The organism is Moraxella tarda, from assembly GCF_035181405.1.
In the GTDB taxonomy this organism is placed as follows: Bacteria; Pseudomonadota; Gammaproteobacteria; order Pseudomonadales; family Moraxellaceae; genus Moraxella.
Map to the genome: position 1 here is coordinate 38584 of NZ_JAYGGV010000002.1, position 22441 is coordinate 61024.

The 22441-nt window shown below is 41.6% G+C and carries 18 protein-coding genes; 8 read left to right on the forward strand and 10 right to left on the reverse strand.

Annotated elements, in window-relative coordinates; genetic code table 11:
• Nucleotides 1–17: 17 nt before the first annotated feature.
• Nucleotides 18–848: a TIGR03915 family putative DNA repair protein gene (locus tag U9670_RS02690; RefSeq protein ID WP_323842482.1), complete on the forward strand. Its 831-nt coding sequence runs from the start codon at nt 18–20 to the stop codon at nt 846–848.
• A gap of 4 nt (nt 849–852) precedes the next feature.
• Here U9670_RS02690 and corA read toward each other — a convergent pair whose 3' ends face one another.
• Entirely contained in the window at nt 853–2094 is a 1242-nt protein-coding gene (gene corA / locus U9670_RS02695; RefSeq protein ID WP_416381466.1) for a magnesium/cobalt transporter CorA, read from the reverse strand.
• A gap of 441 nt (nt 2095–2535) precedes the next feature.
• Between corA and U9670_RS02700 the strand changes: the two genes are divergently transcribed.
• The 6 genes from U9670_RS02700 (at nt 2536) to U9670_RS02725 (ending at nt 10982) form a co-directional block, all read left to right on the forward strand.
• Complete coding sequence (locus U9670_RS02700) at nt 2536–3771, forward strand: ATP phosphoribosyltransferase regulatory subunit (protein ID WP_323842483.1); 1236 nt, start codon at nt 2536–2538, stop codon at nt 3769–3771.
• A gap of 122 nt (nt 3772–3893) precedes the next feature.
• A complete protein-coding gene (locus tag U9670_RS02705) occupies nt 3894–5183 on the forward strand; it encodes an adenylosuccinate synthase (RefSeq protein ID WP_323842484.1) in 1290 nt (429 codons plus the stop codon).
• A gap of 245 nt (nt 5184–5428) precedes the next feature.
• A complete protein-coding gene (locus tag U9670_RS02710; protein ID WP_323842485.1) occupies nt 5429–7096 on the forward strand; it encodes an ABC transporter substrate-binding protein in 1668 nt (555 codons plus the stop codon).
• Between the two features lie 445 nt (nt 7097–7541).
• Entirely contained in the window at nt 7542–8465 is a 924-nt protein-coding gene (oppB, locus tag U9670_RS02715; protein WP_323842486.1) for an oligopeptide ABC transporter permease OppB, read from the forward strand.
• 12 nt (nt 8466–8477) lie between these two features.
• On the forward strand, nt 8478–9374 hold the full coding sequence (oppC, locus tag U9670_RS02720; protein WP_323842487.1) for an oligopeptide ABC transporter permease OppC: 897 nt from the start codon (nt 8478–8480) through the stop codon (nt 9372–9374).
• Between the two features lie 9 nt (nt 9375–9383).
• The gene (locus U9670_RS02725) at nt 9384–10982 is read left to right on the forward strand and encodes an ABC transporter ATP-binding protein (RefSeq protein ID WP_323842488.1); all 1599 of its coding nucleotides are present in this window, start codon (nt 9384–9386) and stop codon (nt 10980–10982) included.
• A gap of 291 nt (nt 10983–11273) precedes the next feature.
• Here U9670_RS02725 and U9670_RS02730 read toward each other — a convergent pair whose 3' ends face one another.
• Nucleotides 11274–12170, reverse strand: coding sequence for an ATP-binding protein (locus U9670_RS02730; protein ID WP_416381467.1), 897 nt, complete (start codon nt 12168–12170; stop codon nt 11274–11276).
• A 147-nt stretch (nt 12171–12317) separates the two neighbouring features.
• Nucleotides 12318–13214 (reverse strand): KPN_02809 family neutral zinc metallopeptidase, encoded by an 897-nt coding sequence (ypfJ, locus tag U9670_RS02735; RefSeq protein WP_323842489.1) that lies wholly within the window; start codon nt 13212–13214, stop codon nt 12318–12320.
• A 175-nt stretch (nt 13215–13389) separates the two neighbouring features.
• On the opposite strand from ypfJ, the gene U9670_RS02740 reads away from it, so the two are divergent.
• Nucleotides 13390–14073, forward strand: a complete 684-nt coding sequence (locus U9670_RS02740; RefSeq protein WP_323842490.1) for an alpha/beta hydrolase — start codon at nt 13390–13392, stop codon at nt 14071–14073.
• Nucleotides 14074–14197: 124 nt separating this feature from the next.
• On the opposite strand, the gene infA is transcribed toward U9670_RS02740, so the two are convergent.
• From infA to rimO, 7 genes are all read right to left on the reverse strand, one after another.
• Nucleotides 14198–14419, reverse strand: coding sequence for a translation initiation factor IF-1 (gene infA, locus U9670_RS02745; RefSeq protein WP_029102801.1), 222 nt, complete (start codon nt 14417–14419; stop codon nt 14198–14200).
• Nucleotides 14420–14649: 230 nt separating this feature from the next.
• A complete protein-coding gene (gene truA, locus U9670_RS02750) occupies nt 14650–15480 on the reverse strand; it encodes a tRNA pseudouridine(38-40) synthase TruA (protein ID WP_416381468.1) in 831 nt (276 codons plus the stop codon).
• On the reverse strand, nt 15462–16427 hold the full coding sequence (locus tag U9670_RS02755; protein ID WP_323842491.1) for an asparaginase domain-containing protein: 966 nt from the start codon (nt 16425–16427) through the stop codon (nt 15462–15464). Before U9670_RS02755 ends, truA begins: the two co-directional genes overlap by 19 nt.
• Nucleotides 16428–16531: 104 nt before the next feature.
• Nucleotides 16532–17668 carry an aspartate-semialdehyde dehydrogenase gene (gene asd, locus U9670_RS02760; RefSeq protein ID WP_323842492.1) on the reverse strand — a complete coding sequence of 379 codons (1137 nt, stop codon included), beginning with the start codon at nt 17666–17668 and terminating at the stop codon, nt 16532–16534.
• A 297-nt stretch (nt 17669–17965) separates the two neighbouring features.
• Nucleotides 17966–18556, reverse strand: a complete 591-nt coding sequence (gene rsmD / locus U9670_RS02765) for a 16S rRNA (guanine(966)-N(2))-methyltransferase RsmD (protein ID WP_323842493.1) — start codon at nt 18554–18556, stop codon at nt 17966–17968.
• A gap of 18 nt (nt 18557–18574) precedes the next feature.
• The gene (gene mrdA / locus U9670_RS02770; protein WP_323842494.1) at nt 18575–20581 is read right to left on the reverse strand and encodes a penicillin-binding protein 2; all 2007 of its coding nucleotides are present in this window, start codon (nt 20579–20581) and stop codon (nt 18575–18577) included.
• Between the two features lie 307 nt (nt 20582–20888).
• Nucleotides 20889–22400 (reverse strand): 30S ribosomal protein S12 methylthiotransferase RimO, encoded by a 1512-nt coding sequence (gene rimO, locus U9670_RS02775; RefSeq protein ID WP_323842495.1) that lies wholly within the window; start codon nt 22398–22400, stop codon nt 20889–20891.
• Nucleotides 22401–22441: the final 41 nt, after the last annotated feature.

The following is a 22441-nucleotide window of genomic DNA, read 5'->3' on the forward strand; positions in this document are numbered from 1 at the left end:
TAGGAAGTTAGATGGTCATGGCTGAGCTATCCTTATTTCATTCATCTGGTTTGCCAGACCAAAATAATCCAACTGTTTTATTGTTTGATGGTAGCTTTGAGGGCTGGTTATCTGCGGTATTTTATGCCTATCAACATAAGCTTGTGCGTACGCCACTATCTATCATGACAGTGCACGATCATACTGCTAATTTTTTAGATGAAGCCATTTTGGTGGCAACCGATGCCCAAAAAGCAGGGCGAGTATTGAATAAAATCCGTGAAATATTAAGCGTGCGTGATGTCATTTGGGCATTTTTGTCTGAAGATAAAATGGTTTATACGCATTTATTTCGTGTGGTGGCGTATCAGCTGGATAACCCCAATCGGTCTGTGATGGGGAATTTTGCTCACCCTGATGTGCAGGCAGTGCAGGCATGCATTAAAAAAGTAGGGCGAGAGCGTCATCGGATGCAGGCATTTGTACGCTTTGAGGACACAACACAAGGCGTGTATTTTGCCAAGATCAATCCTGACTTTAATATTCTACCGCTGATCGGTGATTTTTTTGCCAAGCGTTTTGCTGATCAAAGTTGGCTGATTTTTGATGTTGTGCGTGGCTATGGGATTTTTTATGACCATCAAGAGCCTGCGGTGGGGGTGCGTGAGATAGCCAAGATTGATGAACAAATTTTGATGGATGGCAATGAATTTCATACCGATGAGGAGTCGATTTATCAGCGTCTTTGGCAGGCGTATTTTCGTCATGTTACCATTAAAGAGCGGATAAATCCCAAGCGTCATATCGCCCAAATGCCTCGCCGTTACTGGCGGTATTTGGTGGAAAAAAAGCAAAAAAGTTGCATCTAAAAAATCACAACCAGCCAGCACGGCGAAATTTTGAGTATAAATAAATACAAATCATCAAAATCATACCAATGATGATGAAATAACCGTACCGCCATGACAATTCTGGCATGAGCTCAAAATTCATGCCATAAATGCCCGCCACCGCTGTCGGCACAGCAGCGATACCTGCCCATGCAGCAAGTTTGCGTACAACATCGTTTTGACCCATTGTTACCATCGTGGTGTAGGTATTCATGGCAACAGACAGCATTTCGTTAAGTCCGTTTACCGCATCAAGAGAACGCAGTAAGTGATCGTTAACATCTCGAAAATAAGGTTGTGCAGCAGTAGGGAAAGCAGAAATCAGTTCATTTTTTTTGTGATTGATAAAAAAGTTACACACATCTTGTACAGGCAAAATCACCGCACGCATATGTACAAGTTGTGATTTTAGTTCGTACAGACTTCTTAGTGTATCTCGGCTAAATTCTGATGAAAAAATGTTCCGTTCTTGCTCACGCAAGTAGTTTCCTAAGCGGTCGGTAATAGGCAAATAGTTATCGACGATGAAGTCTAAGATGGCATGTAGTACAAAGATTGGGCCTAGACGCAGACGCTCGGGGCGACGGTGATAATGCTCACGCACAGGCGAGTAGGAATTGGACGCACCACGACGAATGCTGATGATGAAATTTTTGCCCATAAATATCGCTGTTGTGCCGTAGCGAATTTGGTTGTCTTCAAGTTTTGCGGTACGCACCACCACAAAAATCATATCATGCCCATAGCTTTCCACCTTTGGGCGTTGGTGCTCAGCGAGGGCATCTTCTAAGGCAAGTTCGTGTAGGTCAAAGGCATCTTTAACTTCTTGGACAGTCTCAATGCTGGGGTCGTATAGTCCTAGCCAGATGAATTGATTGTTATTGGTTAAAGCACGACTGACTTCGTCAATATTAAGCTGTTCAATTGGTTCGCCAGTTTTACGAGAATAAGAGTAGCAGACAATGGTTTCATTATCACCTGAATCTTCCAAATCCTCAAAACGATCGGCATCAGGGTCATAGACCGTCATTGTTTCGATGGTGTCTTCATCTGTGGCATCGGCATCACCATAGATGTAGCTGTCTCTATTATCATCTATGGCAAGCTCTTCTTCATCGCTTTGCCAGTCATCTTGATGAAGCTCGTCGTGCGGTGTCTTTAAATAGCTTTCAACAGTATCAAGTTTTTGTTTGGGGGTGTGGATATCGTCTTCGTGCTTGTTCATATTGCCCCCTTATTTGGTGAATTGATGGTGTGCGAATCCATGGAAATTTTGCCACTTTTATCGCTATGGTAAAACCATGGTAAAAATTTCGCCATATTATAGCAAAATTTCCATTTTTTATCTAGCAATGTCTGACGGCCATCTGATTATTGGTGATCAAGCTTATCATAACAAGGGTTGAACGGTTGTGTTGTCATTGATGATTGTCATTGGCAACTTTGACATTGGTTAACTCTGATTTGTATTTAAATTTGTATTTAAATCATTTCATCAAAAATTGTCATGATATGAAAAATAATTTGTAATTTGACCTAGTCGCAAGATGAATTTAATGATACACTAAGTACGAAAAATAAAACAAATTGGATATTTTTTCAAAGTGGCAAGCGATGACTTGCTATTTTTATGTATTTATCACCATAAGTGAACTTAGGGGGTATTTTGGTAACCTGTACGATGGCGACTGGATTGCAACATACTGATGCCAAAAACTGGCTTTTGCCTGATGGCGTGGTGGATATTTTATTTAAAGATGCCCAAAAATTAGAAAGTCTGCGTGATGCCTTGTTATTTGTGCTAACAGCACATGGCTATCGCTTGGTATCGCCACCGATCATTGAATACACCGAAACTTTACTTGGTGGTGCAGATGAAGATTTAAAACGACAAACCTTTAAAATTGTGGACCAGCTCACAGGGCGACTGATGGGACTGCGTGCTGATATCACACCGCAGATTACTCGCATTGATGCTCAGCATGGGCAGGGTGTGAGTCGCTATTGCTATGTCGGTCAAGTGATTAAGACTTTGCCAAATGGACTGTTTGGACTGCGTACACCGCTACAATTGGGTGCAGAGATTTTTGGTGTTGATGGTGTAAATGCTGAGATTGCACTCATTGACTTATTGGTTGCCTTGACTGATGAGATTGGCATGAGTCGTGGCAATCTGCATATTGATGTGGGGCAGGTGGCAATTTTTGATTCACTGTGCCGATTGCACGGTGTTGATGCACCGATTGGCCAAACTTTAATGACACTATACACCAAAAAAGATTTGCCCCAGCTTGCAGAATTTTGTTCCAGCATTGATGGTGGGGCAGACTTTTTGACGCTTGCCAAATATACACTTGCCCAAGATGCCACACCAGATGCCAATAACTTGCTAAAAAAACTCAGCAAAAAAGCTCAGTCAAGCCAAGTTATCATTGATGCTGCTTGCGAGATTGCAACTTTATCAACATACATTAAACGACTGGGCATGAGTGTCAGCGTGGATATTACAGAACTATCAGGCTATCATTATCATACAGGGCTTGTTTTTAATGTGTATCTTAACCAATCTTCGGTAGCACAGACGCAGGCACTTGTGCGTGGCGGTCGATTTTATGCCAGCCCAGAGCGACAGGCGACAGGTTTTAGCATGGATATTAATCGCTTGCTTGAATTTGTAGAGCTTCAAGAAGATACAATCATCATCGTTGATTATGATGATGTCTGTCGTATGAATGATGAACAAGGTGAGGACTTGGCTCGTCAGATAAAGACCTTGCAAGATGAAGGCTGTATTGTCATCAAACCATTGTCTGCTAAGGATAGGCCTGCAAGCATTGATGGTGTGCTTCATCTTGATGATGGCGTGTGGTCGGTAAGGTTGGTTGGTGATGACGAAGATTGATCAACAAATTTTTGATTGATGCGTCATTAAAAATGTCATTTTTAGTTTTATTATTAACTTTTTAATTTTATTATCAACTTAATTATTAATTTATCTATTGTTCAATTAAACGAGGCTAAATCATGGGTAAAAATGTTGTTGTACTTGGTAGCCAATGGGGCGACGAAGGCAAGGGTAAGATTGTAGATTTGCTGACCGAAAAAGCAACTGCGGTAGCACGCTATCAAGGCGGTCATAATGCAGGCCATACGCTGGTTGTGGGTGGTGAAAAGACTGTTTTGCATTTAATTCCATCAGGCATTTTACGCGAAAGTGTTACTTGCTTTATTGGTAATGGCGTGGTGCTTGCTCCTGATGCATTATTAAAAGAAATGAATGGGTTGATTGAAAAAGGTGTGCCTGTGCGTGAACGCCTGCGTATCTCCCCAGCGTGTCCACTCATCATGCCATATCATACCGCACTTGATCAAGCTCGTGAATTACAGCGTGGCAATGCCAAAATCGGTACGACAGGTCGTGGTATTGGCCCTGCTTATGAAGATAAGGTGGCTCGCCGAGCTCTTAAAGTTGCTGACTTATTTCGTGCAGATTTACCACAAAAGCTAGAATCAATCTTAGAATACCACAACTTTGCTTTGACCCAGTACTATAAAGTTCAGGCGATTGATTATGACGAAACACTGGCCTTGTGCCAAGCGTGGGCAAAAGAGCTAAAAGATTTGGTCGTTGATGTTACCGAAGAGTTGGAAAGCCGTCGTCAAGCAGGCGAGAACTTGATGTTTGAGGGTGCACAAGGTACATTGCTGGATATTGACCATGGTACCTATCCATTTGTTACCAGTTCAAATACGACAGCAGGTGGTGTCGCAACTGGTACAGGTCTTGGCCCGTTGTACTTTGACTATGTGCTTGGTATTACAAAAGCTTATACCACTCGTGTGGGTTCAGGACCTTTTCCGACCGAGCTGTTTGATGATGTGGGTGCGCACTTGGCGAAGGTGGGTCATGAATTTGGTGCAACAACAGGGCGTGCTCGTCGTTGTGGCTGGTTTGATGCGGTGAGTTTGCGTCGTGCGGTGGTATTAAATTCTATGTCTGGCATTTGTCTGACCAAGCTAGATGTGTTAGATGGCTTGGACGAGATTAAAATCGCTACTGAATATCAGGTTGCAGAGGGTGAGTGCGCTGGTGCTTATGATGCAGAGTTTTATGAAAAAGTAGAACCTGTGTATGAGACTTTGGCAGGTTGGAATGAATCAACCATCGGCATTACCAAGTTTGATGACTTGCCAGAAAATGCCAAAATTTATATCAAGCGTATTGAAGAATTGGTTGGCTGTCCTGTGGACATCATCTCAACAGGTCCAGACCGTGCAGAGACCATCGTACTAAGAGATCCTTACGATCATTAATTGCCTGATTTTGTATTTTAACTTCAATAAAAAATCCACTGTTGTCTGGTGGGTTTTTTATTGGATTTGTCTGTGCAGATGAAAGTTAAAAAGATTTATTAAAGAATTATTACTATTTGATGAAAAAAACTACAATTTTTAACAAATTTCTTGACTTTTGATGGGTTGTTGGATTATATATACACCCAGTCATTGATCATTTTGCTTAAAGATGACTATTTTTTATTTATCATAAGGATATTGTTATGAGTTCAAAAGTTTTGCCATCGGCATTATTATTGTCTGTAACTGCTGCACTTTTTGGTTGTGGTGGTGAGCAAAAAACCCAAACTGCTGAAAATAAAGGCGATACCAGCAAGGTGGATGTGGCAGCGGGCGACCTTGCTGAGCAACAAGAGATTGTTATTAACAACGGCGCAGAACCTGAGACTTTAGATCCACATAAAGCATCTGGCGTACCTGAGTCAAATATCTTACGCCAAATGTTGGTTGGTTTAACCTCAACAGATGCTGAAGGCAAAACTGTTCCAGGTATGGCGACCGAATGGTCAACCTCTGATAATAAAGTATGGACATTTAAACTGCGTGATGCCCAGTGGTCAAATGGCGACCCTGTAACTGCCAATGATTTTGTTTATAGTTTTCGCCGATTGGTTGACCCTAAGACAGCATCGCCTTATGCTACTTATTTGTCAGGTCTAAAAGTTGTGAATGCCCAAGACATTGTTGATGGCAAGGTTAAACCTGAGATGTTGGGTGTAAAAGCGATTGATGATAAGACGCTGGAAGTAACACTGTCTGAGCCTGTACCATATTTCCCAGACGCACTGTTCCATACTGCTGTAAAACCTGTGAACCAAAAAGCGGTTGAACAGCATGGTGATAAATGGACAAATGTTGGTAATTTTGTGGGCAATGGTCCATACAGTCTAAAAGAATGGCAAGTCAACGAACGCATTGTCCTTGAGCGTAACAAAAACTATTACGATGACGCCAATACCACCATCAACCAAGTAACTTTGCTTGCCATCTCATCGGATACCACAGATGTCCAACGCTACAAAGCTGGCGAGATTGATGTTACTGCTGATGCACTGCCACCGACACAATTTAAACAGCTACAAAGCGAGCTTGGTGACCAAGTTAAGATTCAGCCAAAGCTATGCACCTATTATTATGAATTTAACCATACCAAAGCACCATTTAATGATGTGCGTGTGCGTAAAGCATTGTCATTGACAATGGATAGAGACACAGTAGTGGATAAGATTATGGGTCAAGGTCAAAAAGTGGCCTATCAGTTTACCCCAGAAGCTACGAACGGCATCAACAACTACACGCCAGAATGGAAAGCTTGGGATAAAGCCAAACGCATTGAAGAGGCCAAAAAATTACTGAATGAGGCTGGCTATAATGAATCTAACCCGCTGAAATTTGAACTGCTGTACAACACAAGTGAACAGCACAAAACTTTAGCAGTGGCAGCAGCAGCGTTTTGGAAAGATGCGCTTGGTTTTGTTGAGGTATCTTTGGCCAACCAAGAGTGGAAAACTTATTTAGAAACTCGCCGTAATCAGAAACATCAGATGTCTCGTGGCGGTTGGTGTGCAGATTACAACGAAGCATCAACATTCTTAAATACTTTTGTTTCTACAGATTCAAGTAACTATGGTAAATATAGCAGTCAAGCCTTTGATGGTATCATGGCAAAAACCTTAGGTGCTGATGTAACGCCAGAACAGCGTGCTGAACTGTACCGTCAAGCTGAGGAAGTGCTGGATAAAGAGGCGGCAACCATCTTTGTTTATCAATATGTATCTCCACGCCTAGTGAAGCCTTATATTGTAGGGTTCTCTGATAAAGACCCACAAAGCCAATGGCATGTCAAAGACTTAAAAGTCCTAAAACACTAATCAACTGATGTTTTTTACCAATCATAGGCGTAATGCCTGTGATTGGTTTTTTGTGGTCAATAGGATTGATGTGGTGGTATGAAAGCGGTGCATGATGACATGATGAAAAAGATTGCTTGCTGATATCTATAAAGTTTTTTATGATGATGAATGAAATTGATTAAAAATATTTTGTTCATTTTTATTTTTAATAAAAAATGGTAAAGATTTATCATTATTTGGTGAATTAATACACACAAATCACAGTCAATCATGTATAATTTCTCCGCAAATTAAACTTACAAAAATAAACATAAGCAACCATTTTTTTTTTTGGTAGCTGATGTTTAACAATTAACAAATTGCTGTTGCAATGATGATGCAATTTGATACAAGGAGTGTGTCCAAGGATGCTTATTTGGACAGTAAGCATTTTAATAATGGATGTACAAACACGAGGTTTTATATGTTTAAGCTGATTTTTAAGCGTACGCTCGAAGCGATTCCGACGATGCTTTTTCTCATCACCATTTCATTTTTTATGATGCGATTGGCACCGGGAAGTCCTTTTACAAGTGAGCGTAATCTCCCCCCTGCAGTGATGGCAAATATTGAAGCCAAATATCACCTAAACGACCCAATGTGGTTGCAATTTTTAAATTATCTAAAACAGCTGTTTTTGCATTTTGATTTTGGCCCTTCTTTTAAATATAAAGATTATACAATTAATGAGCTACTTTCGCAGTCTTTACCTGTGTCGGTGGAGATTGGTGTTTGGGCATTTATCATTGCACTGCTTTTGGGTATTACGCTGGGCGTGATTGCTGCCTTAAAGCAAAATAGTTTTTTTGATTATTCATTGATGACAGTGGCGATGACGGGTGTGGTCATGCCAAGTTTTGTTAAAGCACCACTACTTGTACTACTTTTTGCTGTTACTTTGCAATGGCTACCTGCTGGTGGTTGGAATGACGGTGCGTTAAGAAACATGATTTTGCCTGTTGGGACACTTGCGATTGCATACACTTCAAGCATTGCTCGTGTCATGCGTGGTTCGATGATTGAGGTGCTAAATAGTCCTTTTATACGCACAGCACACGCTAAGGGTTTGCCAATGTCGCATATTGTATTAAAGCATGCTTTGCGTCCTGCGATGTTGCCTGTCATTTCTTTTTTGGGTCCTGCATTTGTGGGTATCATTACAGGATCAATTGTGATTGAAACAATTTTTGGTTTGCCAGGTATTGGACAGTTGTTTGTCAATGGGGCATTGAACCGTGATTATAGTTTGGTGCTGAGTTTGACAATTTTGGTGGGTGTATTGACGATTGCCTTTAATGCGATTGTAGATATTTTGTACACTGTGATTGACCCAAAAATTAAATATTGATAAGGATGTGATATGTCGATACATACAAACACAGTGCAAGAGTCGTTATCAGCTACTGTTAAAGGTCGTAGTCTTTGGCAAGATGCATGGCGTAGATTTCGACGCAATAAAGCAGCGATTGCCAGTATTATCATTTTGGTCATGGTTACCGCTTTTGTGATCATCACACCGATGGTATCTCAATTTGGCTATGCTGATACCGACTGGGCTAATATGGGTGTTGCACCATCAGCTGAACATGGTCATTATTTTGGCACAGATACACTTGGCCGAGATTTGCTCGTGCGTGTTGCTATTGGTGGGCGTATTTCTTTGATGGTGGGCATTGCAGGGGCGTTTGTAGCGGTGTTGATTGGCACGGTGTATGGGGCGATATCAGGCTATGCAGGCGGTAAGATTGATATGCTGATGATGCGTTTTTTAGAAGTGCTGAGTGCCTTTCCGTTCATGTTCTTTGTTATTTTGCTGGTAACTTTGTTTGGTCGTAATATATTCTTGATTTTTGTGGCGATTGGTTTGGTTTCTTGGCTAGATGTGGCGCGTATGGTTCGTGGACAGACTTTAAGTCTAAAAAATAAAGAGTTCATCACTGCTGCACATGTTACAGGTGTATCAAACTGGAAAATCATCACACGCCACATTGTGCCAAATGTCTTGGGTGTGGTTGTGGTCTATGCATCGTTGGTTGTGCCAGGCATGATTTTGTTTGAATCATTTCTAAGTTTCTTGGGGCTTGGTGTGCAAGAGCCTATGACCAGCTGGGGTGCATTGCTACAAGAAGGTGCTCAAACCATGCAGGTTGCACCGTGGCAATTGATTGTACCGTCGGTATTTTTGGTGGTTACATTGTTTTGTTTTAACTTCATCGGTGATGGTCTGCGTGATGCACTTGACCCAAAAGACAAATAGGATGTGATGATGAAACTATTAGAAGTAAAAAATCTTGATGTCTATTTAAAGACAGATGAAGAGCTGATTCATGCGGTAAAATCATCATCGTTTGAGCTGGAATCTGGTCGTACACTGGCAATTGTCGGTGAGTCGGGCTCTGGTAAATCCGTTACTTCCATGGCAATCATGCAACTTTTGCCAAAAAATATTGTTACCTATGGAGAGGCTTCATCTGTATTGTTTGAAGGTGAGGAGGTTTTGGAGAAATCTGAATCCCAGATGCGTAAGATTCGTGGTAAGCGTATCGGTGTGATTTTCCAAGAGCCCATGACATCGCTCAACCCTTATATGAAAATCGGTCAGCAGGTTGCCGAAGCAGTCTCAATTCACAACCCAAACATCAGCGGTGCAAAAGCCACTCAGCTGGCATTAAAAACTCTGCAAAAGGTTAAAATTCCTAACGCTGATAAGAAAATGGATTGCTATCCGCATGAGTTTTCTGGTGGTCAATTACAGCGAATCATGATTGCCATGGCGATCATCAATGAGCCGGATTTATTGATTGCTGACGAACCTACTACTGCATTGGATGTTACTACGCAAGCAGAAATCTTGGATTTGATGCGTGAATTGCAACAAGACATGGGCATGGCGATTATTTTGATTTCACATGATTTGCGTCTTGTTAAAAAATATAGCGATGATGTGTGTGTCATGCAACATGGGGTGATTATTGAGCGTGGAACAACCCAAAGCGTATTTAACAATCCAAAACACCCTTATACCATTGAATTGCTTACCCCAATCCCAGAGAGGCACAAGCCTGCCATCGGTGATGATGTACCTAGAATCATCACTGCTGATGATGTCAAGGTGGATTATGTGATTAAGCGTAATTTTTTGGGTAAGCCAACGCAGGTTTTTAATGCGGTTAAAGGTATTTCGCTTGACTTAAAAGTTGGTGAGACGCTAGGCATTGTGGGTGAGTCTGGTTCTGGCAAATCCACCTTGGGGCGTGCCATCATGCAGATCGTTGAATCAAGTGGTGATATTTGTTTTCATGGTAAAAACATTCGCACCTTTTTAGATGCTGAGCAAAAATCACTCAAAAAAGACATGCAAATGGTATTTCAAGATCCATTTAACTCGCTATCACCCCGCTTGACGGTGGGTGAGATTGTCGCAGAAGGTCTGACGGTGCATTACCCACAAATGAGTGCTGATGAGCGTCGTGAGAAAGTTGCTAGGGTGCTTACCGAGGTTAATTTGTCGCCTGCGATGATTAACCGTTATCCGCATGAATTCTCTGGTGGTCAGCGTCAGCGTATCGCAATTGCGCGTGCAATCATTCTTGAGCCAAAATTTGTCCTATTAGATGAGCCAACATCAGCACTTGACCGTTCAACGCAAATTAAAGTGGTTGAGCTATTAAATGACTTACAGCATAAGTATGGTCTAAGCTATATCTTTATCAGTCATGATTTGTCGGTGGTGCGTGCTTTATCTGACCGTGTGATTGTCATGAGTGAAGGGCGTGTGGTGGAAATGGGGACATCTCAGCAGATTTTTGAAAATCCACAAGAAGAATATACTAAGATTTTGGTACAAGCATCAAACTTGTCATGATTTGATCAACCAACTTTAAGTCTGATAAACAAAAAAACAGATTGCTGGTGCGATCTGTTTTTTTATTCATAAATTTATAAGGCAAAGGTAAATAAAAATCATCGACCGCTTACTAATTGACTTGGTGTGATAAGTTGGTTTTTTGGTATCGTGAACCAGACTGCGGTGAAAATACACTCGCTTATTTTGATGATTTGCCAAATGATTAAAAGGCAAAACAAGTATTTTGTTGCAATAAGACTTTCTGGACAAATTTTAATGCAACCAAAAGCATGAAAAATTTACTTTTTTTTAATGATGTTTGTTTTTGTTAAGGTGGGTTAGTTGTTGCTGCCCAACCCAGTGCCGACTAAACTGATGGGCAATGCGACCTGAGCGACCACCACGGTTGCCAGCCCATGTTAGGGCTGCTTGGCGTGTGTCATCGTTCATGGTTAGACCTTGTTTTTCAAGGTAATTTTTTACAATGTTTAAGTAGGTTGTTTGATTCATGGGGTGAAATGACAACCAAAGGCCAAAACGGTCAGAAAGTGATACGGTTTCATCAATGGTTTCGTATGGGTTTATCTCGTCTGTTTGACCGTTGTAGATATTGACATTGTCTTTCATTGTTTGTGGTAATAGATGGCGTCGGTTGCTGGTGGCATAGACAAGCAAATGCTCTTGTTCGCTGTCCAGTGCGCCATCTAGTATGCTTTTTAGGGTGCGGTAATTTTCATCTTCGGTGTTAAATGCCAAGTCATCGCAATATACGATGTAGCGATTAGGGTTGTTGTGGTGATGCGATTTTTTGATGGCTTGGCGAATTTTACCCAAATGCAATAAATCATCACGAGATACTTCAATGATCCGCAATCCATCTTGATGATAATTTTTGAGTAAAGCACGCATGAGAGATGATTTGCCAGAACCTCGTGTTCCTGTCATTAGCACATGATTGGCGGGCAGTCCTGCTAAAAATTGAAGTGTATTATCAATGAGTTTGTGTTTTTGGTCATCAATGCCAATCAAATCTTCTAAATCCACACCAAACATCACATCAAGTGGTGCAAGATGACCACGCTCACCACCCACCCAGCGATAAGCCAGTACATCAGGATTGATGCTGATGGGTTTGTGAGTATGTTCATCAAAAAACCGCATCGCAAGCTGTATCAGTTCGTCAGGTAAAATAGGTGTTGTATCCATAAGAAATTGATAAAAGATGATTGGTGATTGGCATAAGTTATCATAATTTTGATGGTTTGCCAATCACTGTTGTTTTTATGATGATTTTTTTGGGATTGATGGCTTGTTAGAGTAATTGGATCACTCAAATGCTTATTAGTCAATGAATCAAAGCTCGCGGATGGCAAAAGTATCACATTGTTTGATATCGCCTGATTCCAATCCACGATAAAACCAGCGTTGGCGTTGTTTGCTTGTGCCATGTGTGAAGCTGTCTGGAACAACATGGCCATGCGATTTGTGTTGTAGGTAGTCATCACCAATTTTTTCAGCAGCGTCAAGTGCTTCTTCAATGTCGTCTTTTTGTAAAAATTGCGTGCGTTCGTGGTTGTGCCTTGCCCATAAGCCTGCAAAGCAATCGGCCTGTAACTCCATGCGTACAGATAAATTATTGGCAGTAGATTCGCTTGCTTGTGCCTGTGCTTGGCGAACTTGACCAGAGATACCAAGTAAAGTTTGCACATGATGGCCAACCTCATGGGCAATCACATAGGCTTGAGCAAAGTCGGCAGCTTGGTCTTGATGACTAAGCTCTGTTTGATTGCGTTCGCTTGTGATGCCCATTTGTGTACGCATTGCCTTAAAAAATGAAGTATCAAGATAAATTTTTTGATCAGCTGGACAATAAAATGGACCGCTTGCTGAGGTTGCTGAACCACAGGCCGATTGAACCATATCGCTAAACATCACCAGTTTTGGTGCTTGGTAGGTATTGCCTAATTGCTGAAAAATGCTTGTCCATACATCTTCAGTATCTGCCAAAACAGTGGCCACAAACTCACGAGATTCCGCCTGCTCAGCAGTCTCATTGCCAATATTGTGGTCGGCTTGGCTGTTTTGGGTGATGGTCTGAGTGATGCCAAGTGTGGTCTCAGGGCTGATGCCAAATACTTTCCATACGATGAGTGCTAAAATCAAGCCAAAAATACTGATGCCACCCATCTTGCCACGACCGCCACGACGGTCTTCAATGTTAGAGCTTTGTCTGCGACCTTTCCACTGCATGAGTGCCTACCTTTCATTGGATAAATTTGTTTATTAATTTGTTGATGATAATTATAAAGGTTTTTTGGTAAAATTGTGAAAAACTTTGGCAAATTTATTTGGGCAAATGTTGGGAAAAGTTAATGGCTGTGTTATGATGTTGTTGGTTTGGTATGAAATAAAATGAGAGATGAATATGAGTGAATTATTACCTTTTGTGGCTGTTGAACACAACCCTGCCAATCAGCCTATTAAGCATGTCGTTATTTGGTTGCACGGTTTGGGGGCAAGTGGTCATGATTTTGAGCCTATTGTGCCTGAATTGGGCTTGGGAGAGTTGGCGGTGCGGTTCATATTTCCGCACGCACCGCAGATTCCTGTTACGGTGAATGGGGGCTATGTCATGCCTGCTTGGTATGATATTATTGAGATGACGCTGGATAGAAAAGTAGATACTGCTCAGATTGAAGCATCTGCCAGAGCCATTGATAAGCTGGTTGAGCAGGAAATCGCAAATGGTATTCTTACCAAAAATATCATCATTGCAGGTTTTTCGCAAGGTGGTGCGATAGCATATCATCATGCTTTTACCACGCCTTATCAGCTGGGCGGACTGCTGGCGTTATCAACTTATTTTGCCACTAAGAATGAGATTAAAGATGTAGGGGTAAATGATGGTATTTTGGTGAAAATTGATCATGGTGATTATGATGACATTGTCCCAAAAATTTTAGGTGAGCAAGCCAAATCGTCATTAGAAAAATTGGGATTAAACCCAGTATTTAGCACCTACCCGATGGCACATCAAGTGTGTTTACAGCAGATTAAGGACATTGGTCGTTGGATAAAATCGGTATATGCACAAGGTCAAGATATATAGGCTATGATAAGCCATGAATGAATAAGTGGATAATGATGAATGAGATGATTTTTCATCATTGCACAAAATATTGCACCAAAAACAAATAAAACCCAACCAGAAGGTTGGGTTTAGCTTTGATTAATTATTTGCCACGATAAGTAATGCGACCTTTTGATAAATCATAAGGGGTCATTTCAACCTTGACTTTATCACCAGTCAAAATGCGAATATAGTGCTTACGCATTTTGCCAGAGATGTGAGCGATGATTTCGTGTCCGTTATCTAGTCGGACTTTAAAAAGGGTGTTTGGCAAGGTATCAATTACTTCGCCTTCAAATTCAATGATGTCGTCTTTTTTGGCCATAAGTCAAATTAAGTTAAAAATGAAAGTGGTATTATAGCTGATATTTTCCTTAAAAGCTAGGTTTTTGGTTGAGTCTTGGATTTATGTCGGCAAAAGCTGGTAGGCGACAGCAGTTGCAAAGAGTTTTTGTGGTTAAAATTTGGTGCTCATTCATTAAATGGCACGGTATTGCCCTTTTGTTGTCTTTATTGGGTTTTATGGTCAAAACCTAATCTGATAAGTTGACCATTTTATTGATCAAAAAGCCCAAGCCATAACGGTGTTGATGGCATGTTGGGCAACAGCTCTTGAAAGCGTTTGGGATAATAAGCATTGATGAAATATAACCCATCGGCCGAAGCGGTTGGTGGGGCAAGCGTACGGTCTTTGGCGGCTATGAGCCGTGTGATTTCATCTGCCCCAAGCTCATCTTTGCCAATGGCAAACAGCACTCCCATGATGTTTCGCACCATATGGTGCAAAAACCCATCTGCTTGTATGTCTAACACCAAAAATGCACCGTGCTGAAACAGCTTGGCATGGCTTACCGTACGCACAGGTTGATTGGACTGGCATTGTGCCGCCCGAAAGCTGGTGAAGTCGTGCGTTCCTATAAGCAGCTTGCTTGCTTGTGCCATTTTATCCATATCAAGTGGTTCATAAACATGGGTTACTTGATGGCGTAAAATGGCAGGGCGATGGGGTTGGTTGAGTGTGATGTATCGATAGCGTCTGGCTATCGCCCCAAAGCGTGCATGAAAGTCAAACGGCATGGGGGTAATCCAGCGTAGAGCGATATCATCAGGCAGTAGGGTGTTGACCCCACGCATCCAGTTATATTCGGTGCGATGAGCAGTCGTGGTAAAATGAGCAACCATATTTCCTGCATGTACGCCCGCATCTGTACGCCCTGCTGCGATGACTTCAATGGGCTCATTGGCAATTTTAGATAGGGCGGATTCTAGGCGTGCTTGAATGCTATCTACAGTTTGTTGGCGTTGCCAACCACGATAATTTGTACCGATGAACTCAACCCCAATGGCATAAGTTTGCGTGTTTTGTGTCATTGTAGTGCCTGCCATAGTGTTTGCCCATAAATTCCTGCAACGCCAAGTTTGCTTGGTTCAATGCCATATTCATATTGCCAAGCACCTGCCATATAATTGTCATTTGTACCGCCAAATGCACACATGGTAGTGCAAATGACACGCACTTTTTTGGTTTGTAGTTTTTTTAAGATATCAATCAGCTTTTGCGAGGATGGTACATTGCCTGCACCAAAACCAATTAGAATAACCGCTTTGGTTTGCTGACTTAAATGATCAAATTGATATTCAAGGTTGGCGACATCATTGGGCAGGCAATAGATGGCCGTGATTTGTATGTCTTTGGCATGATTGATCATGGTAGGTAGCTCAGCAAGTTTAGCCACCAATGGTTTATTAAAAACCGTTTGGTCGGTTTTTAATAATGCAGTATTTGCCAATTTGCCAATAAATGCATCATGTTCTTGGCTGTTTAGTTTTTGGGTGTCAAATGCGTCCATAAGTTTGTGATGAAATTGTACAAAAACACCCGTATGTTGGGTTGTGGCAATGATACTTTCGTGTAGGTTTGACCAAGCATCAGAAATCTCATTGATGGTATGGGTGGGTTTGTTGCTGATGAGTAGTGGCTGCATACTGCCTGTAATGACAAGGCTGATGTCAGTAAAATCAGCAAAGGCATTGGCTAAAAAAGCGGATAAAAAGCTTAGGCTATCGGTCCCTGTAATCAACACAAAACGACGCACGCCTTTTGCATATGCCATCAAAATTAAGCGATAAAATTCTACAAAATCACTGGGTGTGAGCGTGCTGCTGTCTTTAACAGATGTGGTTGGCAAGATGTCAATGGCAGTGTTTGGTATTTTTGCTAGGCATTCTTTTTTTAAAATTGGTAAAAAAATTTCGGCAGGCAAGGGTGATAGTGGTACACCATGACTGCCAAAAGTACCGCCAGCGTAGATGAGGTGGGTGGTTGTATTCATAAAATTGATTGTCAAATTTATTGAGTGTTGCATATCATAACATAAAGATGCACGCCAAAATAGCGTGCATCTTTAAATGTCCAATCCATCATCAAAGCCTAAAACTAAATGCGACCTTGAATGATTGCCAGCATACGACGAAGCGGTTCAGCGGCACCCCATAGCAACTGATCGCCCACAGTAAATGCGGTCAAATATTCGCCACCCATGTTCATTTTACGCAGTCGTCCTACTGCCACACCCAGTGTGCCAGTAACAGCCACAGGTGTCAGGCGTTGCATGGTGGCTGGTTTGTCATTTTCTACGACATCTAACCAAGGGTTATCACTTTCACGCAAGGCTTGTTCAATATCAGCAAGTGGAATGTCTTTTTTGAGTTTGATGGTCAGAGCTTGGCTGTGGCAACGCATTGCACCAACACGCACACAAATACCATCAATATTGATGGACTCATTGCCAAATTTTCCAAGAATTTTATTGGTCTCTGCTTGGCCTTTCCATTCTTCACGAGATTGACCGTTATCAAGTTGGCTATCAATGTATGGGATTAAACTGCCTGCCAATACCGCCCCAAAATTTTGTTTTGGAAAATCATCTGAACGCTGAGTGTCGGCGATGGTACGGTCAATTTCTAAGATGGCACTGGCTGGGTCAATAAGCATTTGTGCCACGCTATCATTCAGCACACCCATGCCTGTGATAAGTTCACGCATATTAGCAGCACCAGCACCACTGGCTGCCTGATAAGTCATTGCTGATACCCATTCTACCCAATCACGGCGAAAGAGTTCGCCAATAGCCATCAGCATCAAACTGACTGTACAGTTGCCACCAATAAAGTCTTTTTGACCGTTTGCTAGGGCATCATCAATCACATCACGATTTACTGGGTCTAAGATGATGACTGCATTATCGTCCATACGAAGTGAGCTTGCTGCATCAATCCAGTAACCCTGCCAGCCACTTTGACGCAACATAGGGTGTATTGCTTTGGTGTAGTCGCCACCTTGGCAGGTGATGATGGCATCACATTTGGCAAGTTCGCTGATGTCATTTGCATCTTTTAGTGTGTCAGCTGCTATGACATTGCCAAAATCAGGTGCTTGTCCGCCTGCATTGCTGGTTGAAAAAAATACAGGAATGATGTGGTTAAAATCGCCTTCTTCAATCATGCGATTCATGAGTACCGAACCCACCATGCCACGCCAACCCACCAAGCCTACAACCAGTTTTTTTGCCATTATGTTCACCTTGTGTTGCAATATAAGTGATTTAAAAATGTTTAGATATACATATTTAAAATGAATGTGCCTAATCTTAATTAAGCATTGAAAAACAAGCTTATAACTATGCACTTTTATTGTTAAAAAATCAAGTGCTTTTTGTCATTTTATCAATAAAAGTGATGATAAGTATCCAATAGGTTGATGATTTTTATAGCAATGTGGCAATGACTTATTAAACCTTTTATTGTCTTAGGTTTTTTAAAACATTCATATTCTAAATCACAGATTGGTTTGTGGGTGTTGTTGCGTTATTTATTTTGTTTTTATGGTTAATAAATAAGCAAATACTCTTCCAACTTTGGCAAATTTGATGATATTTAAATCCAACCTCTCTAAAAGTTCATCTAAAGGATTGTCGCTTTCTATATAAATCAGTGTGTCATCATGGAATAAATGTCCGTTCATGATGAGCATTAAAATATCCTGCCACAGATTAAGACCATATGGTGGGTCAATAAAAATAATATCAAATGCTTGATTTAATTTTTTCAGGGCTTTTTGGGCGGTGTCATGAATGATGCAAATATCAGATTTGGTGAGTCTTAGAGCGTCGGCATTGCGTTTTAATTCGCTTGCTTGAGCTTGATTTGCCTCAATAAGTGTGGCAAAAGATGCACCACGAGATAGGCTTTCAAAGCTTAATACACCAGAGCCTGCACAGACATCAAGCACGCACGCATCTTGTAAATTGCCCATCAGCCAATTAAATATTGTCTCACGCAGGCGGTCAGGTGTAGGACGCAGTCCATCTGCATTGACAAAGCTGATATTTCGGCGTTTAAACTGACCGCCGATGATGCGTACTTGATTGGTGGATTTTTGGGTAGAGGATTTTTGTTTCATTGATGGTTGAGTTTTATTTTATTGATTTTGACTATTTTTGTTTTGTTCTACGCTCTTGTTTGTTACTTCTGCTTTTGCCTGTTCTTGGGTAGCCACATAAGCGTCAATTTTTGCTTGCATTTTGAGTTGTTTATCAGCACGAATGGCAGTCATTTCATTTTGACTTGGTGGTAAAATAGGGTTGTTGATACGCTGAATCATCCAGTAGTCAAACAGTATGCGTCCAATAGGAGCGGCAACTTGACCGCCACCGCCACCATTTTCAACCAATACCGCCAAAGCGATTTTTGGGTTTTCAACAGGTGCAAAACCCATGAACCATGCATGATCCCAATGGCGTTCGCTCAGGCTGGCTTTGTTATAGGATTTGCCTTGTGCAATAGATTTAACTTGTGCCGTGCCTGTTTTGCCTGCACTGCGATATCGTGTGGTGTAGGCAGCCCTACCTGTGCCAAGACGCAAAGTATCTTCCATGGCTTGGTGCATTTGTAGCCAATCAGACTCCGAGCCATTAAAATCAATTTGCCTTGTAGGTTTGTTAGGAATGGCGATGGTTTTTGCCCCTTCTGATTTTTTAAGAAAGTGTGGTATGGTCATCAATCCTTTGTTGGCGGTCGTGGCAGTGGCAGCAGCGACTTGTAGCGGAGTTGCTAAAAATGCACCTTGTCCAATTGATACCGAAATGGTTTCGCCAGGTAACCAATCTTTGTTGTAGGTTTGTTTTTTCCATTTGGGCGAGGGCATCAATCCTGCTTTTTCATTAGGCAGGTCAATGCCTGTTTTTTTACCAAAACCAAAACGACCCATCCAATCGTGCAGGCGATCAATGCCCAATATGTATGCGTTTTTATAATAGTAGGTGTCTACTGACATGATGATTGACTTTGCCATGTCTACTGTGCCATGCCCTCCTTTCTTCCAGTCACGAAAGCGATGACTATCTCCTGGCAAGCTAAAATAACCTGGGTCATAAATGGTATCTTCCCAATCCATGATACCATAATGCAAAATCCCCATTGCCTCAAATGGCTTGATGGTAGATGCTGGTGGGTAAAGACCTTGTAAGGCTCGGTTGTACAATGGTTGATCGATGTCATCTCTGAGCGTACCATATAATTTAGATGAGATGCCAGAGATGAATGGGTTGGGGTCAAAACTTGGGTTGGATACAAATGCCAACACCTCACCATTTTTGGGGTCTAGGGCCACGATGGCACCACGCCGACCATCTAGTTGATCGGCGGCAATTTTTTGCAGTCCATAATCAAGGCTAAGGTAAATATCATTGCCCGCTATAGGTGCTTTACTATCAAGGCGACGCAAAACATCTCCATGTGCATTTGTCTCAACCGATTGGTAGCCTGGCTCACCAAGCAAAATATCCTCGTACTGTTTTTCAATGCCAGTTTTGCCAATCAAATCCGTCCCAGCGTACAGCTGTTGGGTGATGGGATTGTTTTTGATGGTTTTGGATTCTTTGTCATTGATGCGTCCGACATAACCGATGACATGGGCAAATAAGTCATCATAAGGATAAGAACGAGTCAATTTGGTCTGTACACTGACGCCACGAAAAAACGGCTTTCTTTCGCTAAATTGGGCAATTTGTTCTTCGGTAGGGTTTATCTTAACAGTAATGGGATTGTTTTTTGATTGATCAATGCGTGATAAAATATCGGTGATGTCTTCGTTGGTTAAAGAAAAAATTGGCTGTAACAACTGCAAGGTATATGCTGCGTTTTCAACTTCATCGGGTGAAATGACGACAGTAAAAACTGGCTCATTGTCTGCCAGCAAAATGCCATTGCGGTCATAAATGTGTCCACGAGATGGCGGGCTTGAAATGAGCTTGATGCGGTTATTGTCAGAAGCGGTAACAAATTTATCATGTTGATGAATCTGCAAATAACCATAGCGTGCCAATAAAACTGCTGTTCCCATAAGTATGGTTATGGCCAAGACCCCAACACGACGACTAAAAAGTTGCTTGTTTTGACTGGTGGTGCTGTGAATGGATTCTCTCATGGTATGCGGTGTATTGTTACGGCTGGCTGTCTGAGTATTAAAAAATCAAAATTAAAATTGCTTTAAAAGTTTGAAAGTCAAGTTGTAAAAAAATAACAATAAGCTAAGCTTGGCATTTTATCACGAATTGGCCATCATTTTAAAAAATATCTACAATAAAATGCCTGTACTTAACATGGGTTTATAAAAGCCATCAATGGTAGGTCACTTAAATGGCCTTTAAGGGTGGAATATAGGTTGGGCTAGGAGGTTTGTCATGAAAAAGCAAACCCCCTTATTCAAAAATAACCTCAAAAAATTTGTATGGCTATTGATTTAAGCTGATATCAAAGCTTGCAAATAGATCATACTCACTGGCTTCATCAATGGTAACGGTCAAAAACTCACCCGCCTTGATGCTTTGATTAATATTATCCACATAGACATGACCATCAATCTCTGGGGCATCGCCATAACTGCGACAAATGGCAATATTTTCTTCTGTGTCAATTTCATCAACCAGTACTGTCATCGTACGACCGACTTTTTCTTGCAATTTTTCTTCACTGATGGCTTGAGCAACCGCCATAAATCTTTCATAACGCTCTTGCTTGATGGTTTCTGGTATGGGATTGGGTAAGTTGTTTGCCATCGCACCTTCAATCTGTGAATAAGTAAAACAGCCAACACGGTCAAGGCGTGCTTTTTTTAGCCAATCAAGTAGGTACGCAAAGTCTTCTTCGGTTTCACCTGGAAAGCCCACCACAAAAGTAGAGCGAATGACAATTTCTGGGCAAATTTCACGCCATTTGGCAAGTCTTTCTAGTACATTTTCACTATGGGCTGGGCGTTTCATTGCTTTTAATACGCTGGGGCTTGCGTGTTGAAAGGGAATGTCAAGATATGGCAAAAGACCGCCTTTACCACCACTGGCTTTCATGCTGTCTGCCATGATTTGTACGACATTATCTACATGTGGATAGGGGTAGACATAGTGCAAGCGTACCCAAATGCCAAGTTTGGCAAGTGCTTGGCACATATCAAAAAATTTAGTTTTAATTGGTTCACCTTGCCAAAACGCCATTTTGTATTTTAAGTCCACTCCATAAGCAGAAGTGTCTTGGCTGATGATAAGCAGTTCCTTGACGCCTGCCTTTTTGAGTGCTACTGCTTCATTCATCACGCCATCAATGGTGCGAGAAACCAAATCACCACGCAAAGATGGAATGATGCAAAAAGTACAGCGATGATTACAACCTTCTGAAATTTTGACATAAGCGTAATGAGCGGGTGTGAGCTTAACGCCTGCATCATTGATTAGGTCAATTTTTGGATCATAAGTTTTTGATTTGGTGGGTTTTGGTAGATGATGATTGACGGCTTGCACCACCTCATGATAGGCATGAGCACCAGTAACTGCAAGTACGGCAGGGTGCATGGTGCGAATGCGTTCAGCATCTTTGCCCAGACAACCTGTTACGATGACTTTGCCATTTTTGGTAATCGCTTCACCAATAGCATCAAGGCTTTCTTGCACCGCCGATTCAATAAATCCGCAAGTGTTTACCACCACTAAATCTGCACCATTATAATCTTTGGCAACCTGATAGCCTTCTTTGGTCAGTTCAGTGATGATACGCTCACTGTCTACAAGTGCCTTTGGGCAACCAAGTGAAACAAAACCAACTTTTGGTGCATTGATGCTGTTGCCATCTGATTTGGTGGTTTGGCTTAGGTCTGCTGACTCTGCCAGTGTGCGGTTTTGATTGTGGTTGGCTTGATGATGATAACCAACCTCGGTGGGGTTTGGTTTTTTTGGGTTAAAATTCTGAACTGTCATGTTGGCTGTCTTTTATATATAGATGGCTGAATAAAGGGCTA